Origin of the sequence: Paraburkholderia sp., from assembly GCF_026225065.1 — a bacterium.
Classification (GTDB): domain Bacteria; phylum Pseudomonadota; class Gammaproteobacteria; order Burkholderiales; family Burkholderiaceae; genus Paraburkholderia.
This window is the reverse complement of sequence record NZ_JAMFSB010000365.1, coordinates 1-5518: the sequence shown is the minus strand read 5'-3', so window position 1 is coordinate 5518 and position 5518 is coordinate 1. Positions and strand designations below refer to the sequence as shown.

The window sequence follows — 5518 nt, the reverse complement described above, 5'->3', positions numbered from 1 at the left end:
CATCCGGCAACCACGATGCGAGCGCAGTCGCGGTGCGCCTGAACATCTCGGGACTCTTCTCCCCGTCGATCAATAGCACGGGGCAGCGAACCTGCGCCGCATCTTCGGGCGTATAGGGCGGCAGCGGATCGCGGAACTGACGCGCCAGCGTGTGGGCGTTGTCGATCGCCATCGTGCGGAATGCCAGCGTGCTTTTTGCCCAGAAGCCAGGACGGCTCACCGAATCGACGAACAGTTGCAGGCCCGCATCCACATTGCCTTCTTCGATCAACTGGGCGGCCCGCGCCCGCAATGCATTGACCGTTTCCGGCAGGCTGACAACCGGCCGCCCTGCAATCTGCAGCGGCCCGCCCGGGTCGGCGAGCGTCACCGTGCGCACATGCTGCGCATGACGCCGTGCAAAATGAAACACCACGCAGCCGCCGCGCGAATGCCCCACGACATGTGCCGGCCCAGCGCCAAAGCGTTCGATGAATTCGGCCAGCTCGTCCGCATGATTGCTCCAGCTGAACGGCATGTCGGCCGGCGTATCCGTGACCGGCCAGTAATGGGTGAGGCTCACCGCCACGCAGCGGTAATGCTTCGCCAGTCCGTCGAGTTGCGGCTGCCAGTAGCGGGAATCGCAAAGCGAGCCGTGCACGAACAGCAGCAGTTCGCCCTCGCCTGCTTCGACGTAGGGCATGTGCAAGCCGTTGGAGAGCTCGATATCGCCCGTCACGCGTTATTCGTAGACGAGTTCGTCCAGCAGGCCGGCTTCCGCCGCCGTCCCCGCACCGCGCACCGCGCACGTGAGCGGTTCATCGGCGATGCGCACGCCGAGTCCGAGTTCAGCGGTCAGACGCCGTCCCAGGTTGGCGAGCAGCGCGCCGCCACCGGTCAGTACGATGCCCGAGTCGGCAATATCGGTCACCAGTTCGGCCGGCGCGCATTCGAGCGCCGCTTTCACAGCGCCGATCACCTGGCGTAGCGGCCCTTCGATGGCATCGGCGATATCGTGGTTGTTCAGTTCGACCGTGCGCGGCAGGCCATCGTCGACGCTGCGGCCAGTGGCGTTCATGCGCTCCATCGGCACGTCGCGCATGGCCGAGCCGATGGTCTTTTTCACGTGCTCCGCGGTCTGCTCGCCGAGCAGCACCCCATACAAGCTGCGCACATAGTTGACGATCGCCACGTCGAACTGGTCGCCGCCGACGCGAACCGAGCCGTTATAGGCCATGCCGCCAAGCGCGATCACCCCGACTTCCGTCGTGCCGCCGCCGATATCGACCACCATCGAGCCGGTTGCCGACGATACCGGCAAGCCCGCACCGACTGCCGAAGCCAGCGACTCGCCGATCAGGCTCACTTTCCAGGCCCCCGCCGCGACGGCGGCTTCCTTGATGGCGCGGCGCTCGACCTGGGTTGCCCCGGCCGGCACGCAGATCGTGAATGCAGCGCGGCGGCCGAACAGCGGTCTGGGCCGGGCCATCTCCACGAACTGGCGAATCATGTGTTCCGCAGCGGAAAAATTGGCGATCACGCCGTGGCGCATCGGCCGCACCGTCTCGAGATTGTTGGGCGCGCGGCCGAGCAGTTGTCTGGCCTGGGCGCCCACTGCTGCCACCCGCTTCTGGCCTGCCTGGGGCTGCCTCTGGAAGCACACCACCGACGGCTGATTGAGCACGATGCCACCGTCGTCGGTGTAGATCAGGGTATTGGCCGTGCCGAGGTCGACCGCCACGGTGTGACGGAACAGTCCCCTGAAAAGTGGATGATGCGGCTTCGGTCTGGCCATATGAAGGCTCTGCGTTTGTCGTTATCGCCCTTGCGGGTGCTGCGATGAATCCCCGTTGTACCGCACCAAGCCCACCCGACACCCCCGCGGGTGCAGCAAGATCTTTATGCAGCGCGCGTGATTTTCGCGCTATTGAACCATTAACGGCAAGTAGAACAAATTCTTTAGGCTTACTTTATTTCCCAATTCTTTCGGACCTTATTTCGGCCTGTTTCAAGGGGCCTTTGCCCCCAGTGCCCGGACGAGCGCATCGCGTCCCAGCACCAATCCTTCGCCCGAAATCGTATGACCAATACCCGGCAACGCAAATGCGCCGACTGCATAGCCCGCGTCGCTGAACGCATGGGCCGCGCGTTCGAGTTCGGCGACGGGAATGACCGCATCTTCGACGCCGTGCACCAGCGTCAGCGGTGTGCGCGCCTGCGTGGTGATCCGGGAAGCAAGGCGTCCTGAATACGCCACGACGGCAGCGGGCGCGTCGTCGCTCGTCGCCGCGTGATGCAGCGCCATCATCGAGCCTTGCGAGAACCCCACCAGCGCAAGCTTTTCGAAAGAAAGCTGCCAATGTTGCAACTCGTTTTCGAGCATGCGCCGCAGCGGCGGGTAAGCATCCGCAACGCGGCCAATGCGATTCGCCTCGTTCACGTCGCGCAGGCTGAACCATTGCCGGCCAGCAAAACCGCCGTCGAAGCGTTCGCTGCCGTCGAGCGAGGTAAAGGCGACATCGGGAAATGTCTCGCTCCAGCGGTCGGCGAGCGGAAGCAGGTCTTGCGCGTTGCTGCCGACGCCATGCAGCAGGACCACCAGCGCGCGAGCCGGCGCATCGGCCGGCGGGATGGCAGGCGCGAGGCGCCAGCCATGTTCGAATTCTTCCCAAGCCATTTCAGACTCCCTTTGCTTTCTGTCTTTTGTCTTTTGTTTCGATGCGCATGAGCGACCCGACGCCCTTTGCGCGGCACCGGCGGATCACAGCCGCGAGCATACGCTTTCGTGCATCTTTTTGCCGCCCTTGGCGAGCCTTGCCCTGCGTGCCCCGTGCACGTGGATAACCCTATTTGGCGAATGCAGGTATTCTTTTGACAGCCATTGGGCCAGCGGTGAGCCACCGCCGTCCAGCAAGCCAGCATCTCGCACCCGCATCGCTTACGACACCGCTCCGGAGAATCGATTGAGCCAGCCCACCCCTGCGCCCGCATCGGCCCCGCGGCCGCCTCCGCCTCCACCCCCGCTTAAAGGCGGCCAGCTCGTCCTCGCGACAATCGCCGTTGCGCTCGCCACCTTCATGAACGTGCTCGATACGTCGATCGCGAATGTCGCCATTCCGACCATTTCGGGTAACCTGGGCGTGTCGGTCGACGAAGGCACGTGGGTCATTACCGTGTTCGCCGCCGCCAACGCGGTGTCGATTCCGCTGACCGGCTGGCTCACGCAGCGCATCGGTCAGATCAAACTGTTCGTCGGCGCAATTCTGATGTTCGTAGTGTCGTCGTGGCTGTGCGGCATCGCACCCACGCTGCCCATCCTGCTGCTCGCGCGGGTCTTGCAGGGCGCCGTGGCCGGCCCGCTGATTCCGCTTTCGCAGGCCATTCTGCTGGGCTCGTATCCGAAGGAGAAGTCGTCGACGGCGCTCGCGTTGTGGGCCATGACCGCCACGGTCGGCCCGATTGCCGGACCGGCGCTCGGCGGCTGGATCACGGACAGCTATAGCTGGTCGTGGATCTTCTACATCAATATCCCCGTGGGGATTTTCGCGGCCGGGGTCACGTGGATGATCTACCGCACCCGCGAAACGCCCACCCGCAAGCCGCCTATCGACGTGGTGGGTCTCGGCCTGCTGATCACCTGGGTCGCTTCGCTGCAGGTGATGCTCGACAAGGGCAAAGACCTCGACTGGTTCTCGTCGCCGGTGATCGTCATTCTCGGCATCACGGCGCTGATCAGCTTTGCGTTCTTCCTGGTATGGGAGCTCACCGAAGACAATCCGATCGTCGATCTGCGTCTGTTCACGCAGCGCAACTTTTTGGGCGGCACGATTGCGATCTCGGTGGCCTATGGCGTGTTCTTCGGCAACCTCGTGCTGCTGCCGCAATGGATGCAGGAATACCTGAATTACCGGTCAGTGGATGCTGGCCTTGTGACCGCGCCGCTCGGCATATTCGCGGTGCTTCTCGCGCCGGTAATGGGCCGTTTGCTGCCGCGCTCGGACGCGCGCATTATCGCGACGCTCGCCTTTATCGGCTTTGCGATCGTGTTTTACATGCGTTCCAAATACGTGATTGAAATCGACACGTGGCATCTGGTGCTGCCGACGCTGCTGCAAGGCATCCCGATGGCGCTGTTCTTCGTCCCGTTGACGGCGATCATTCTGTCCGGGCAACCGCCTCAGAAGATTCCAGCGGCAGCGGGTCTGTCAAATTTTGCGCGGGTGTTTTGCGGCGCGGTGGGCACGTCGATCGCTGGCAACGAGTGGAATAATCGCACCGTGCTCCACCATGCCAGGTTGACGGAGCAGGCCAGCATCAATAATCCGCTGTTCAACCAGCAGATCGATTCGACCCAGTCGCTGCTGCATCTGAATACGCAGTCGTCGAATGCACTGTTCGATTTCAATGTGAATACCCAGGCGGCGATGATGGGGCTGAACGACATCTTCTTTATCTCGGCGATCATTTTTATTTTGATCATTCCGCTGATCTGGATTACGCGGCCTGCCAAAGGTGGCGGTGGGCCGGATGCGGCTGGGGCGCACTGAGCGCGAGCGCTGGGTCCGTTGAGCGCGTTGGGTGTGTTGAGCGTGGACAGGCAGTGGGATGGTGGCCGATTTACTATTTGCAATGGCTTGCCAGTAAAATCCCGGCTTCCACGCTCGCCCTCGCTTATGAACTACCAAGGCATCCTCGAACAGATCCGCCACGATCTGCAGCCCTATCTGGGTACCGGTCGCGTTGCCGACTATATTCCCGAGCTGGCCAGGGTCCCAGCCAACAGCTTCGGCATGGCCATTGTCACGAACACCGGTGAGGTCTTCAGGACCGGCGAGGCCGACACCCGCTTTTCCATCCAGAGTATTTCCAAGCTATTCGCCTGCACGATGGCCTTTCGGCTGCTCGGCGATGCCCTGTGGCAACGCGTCGGGCGCGAGCCGTCAGGAACGCCATTCAATTCGTTGGTGCAACTCGAAGCCGAGCAAGGCAAGCCGCGCAATCCGTTTATCAACGCTGGCGCGCTGGTGGTCACCGACGTGCTGTGCCGACGGTTCGTGCAAGCGGAGACCGCATTGGTGGAGTTCATGCGACGGCTGACCGGCGAGGTGACGATCGACTACGATTTGCGTGTCGCGCAATCGGAGTTGCAAAACGCCGATCGGAACCAGGCGATGGCGCATTTCATGGCCAGCTTCGGCAATATGGAAATGCCGGTGCACTCGGTGGTGGATGCGTATTGCCGGCAATGCGCGATCTCGATGAGTTGCGTCGAGCTGGCGAAGGCGGCGTTGTTTCTGAGTAATGGCGGTGTGGTGCCGGCGACCGGCGAGCGGATCCTTGACAGCAGTTCGGCTAAACGCTTGTCGGCGCTGATGTTGACGTGCGGTACCTATGATGCGGCGGGGGATTTTGTCTATCGCGTCGGATTGCCGGCCAAGAGCGGTGTGGGTGGTGGAATTGTCGCGGTGCTGCCGGGGGAAATGGCGGTTTGCGTCTGGTCGCCGGGGCTGGATAGCAATGGGAATTCGCTGGCGGGGGT

General features: G+C 62.6%; 5 protein-coding genes. 2 read left to right on the top strand and 3 right to left on the bottom strand.

The genetic code is table 11. The features are described 5' to 3' along the window. From M0954_RS25375 to M0954_RS25365, 3 genes are all read right to left on the bottom strand, one after another. Window positions 1–682: alpha/beta hydrolase (locus M0954_RS25375; RefSeq protein ID WP_297356178.1), on the bottom strand; the 682-nt coding region annotated here is incomplete at its 3' end. A gap of 39 nt (window positions 683–721) precedes the next feature. Then, entirely contained in the window at window positions 722–1774 is a 1053-nt protein-coding gene (locus M0954_RS25370; RefSeq protein ID WP_122159005.1) for a rod shape-determining protein, read from the bottom strand. A 213-nt stretch (window positions 1775–1987) separates the two neighbouring features. Continuing rightward, window positions 1988–2656: a dienelactone hydrolase family protein gene (locus M0954_RS25365; protein ID WP_123387401.1), complete on the bottom strand. Its 669-nt coding sequence runs from the start codon at window positions 2654–2656 to the stop codon at window positions 1988–1990. A gap of 286 nt (window positions 2657–2942) precedes the next feature. Here M0954_RS25365 and M0954_RS25360 point away from each other — a divergent pair, with 286 nt between their 5' ends. Both M0954_RS25360 and M0954_RS25355 read left to right on the top strand, forming a co-directional pair. Further along, window positions 2943–4526, top strand: coding sequence for a DHA2 family efflux MFS transporter permease subunit (locus tag M0954_RS25360; protein ID WP_123387402.1), 1584 nt, complete (start codon window positions 2943–2945; stop codon window positions 4524–4526). A 126-nt stretch (window positions 4527–4652) separates the two neighbouring features. Continuing rightward, the coding region (locus M0954_RS25355; protein ID WP_297356175.1) for a glutaminase at window positions 4653–5518 on the top strand (866 nt) is incomplete at its 3' end.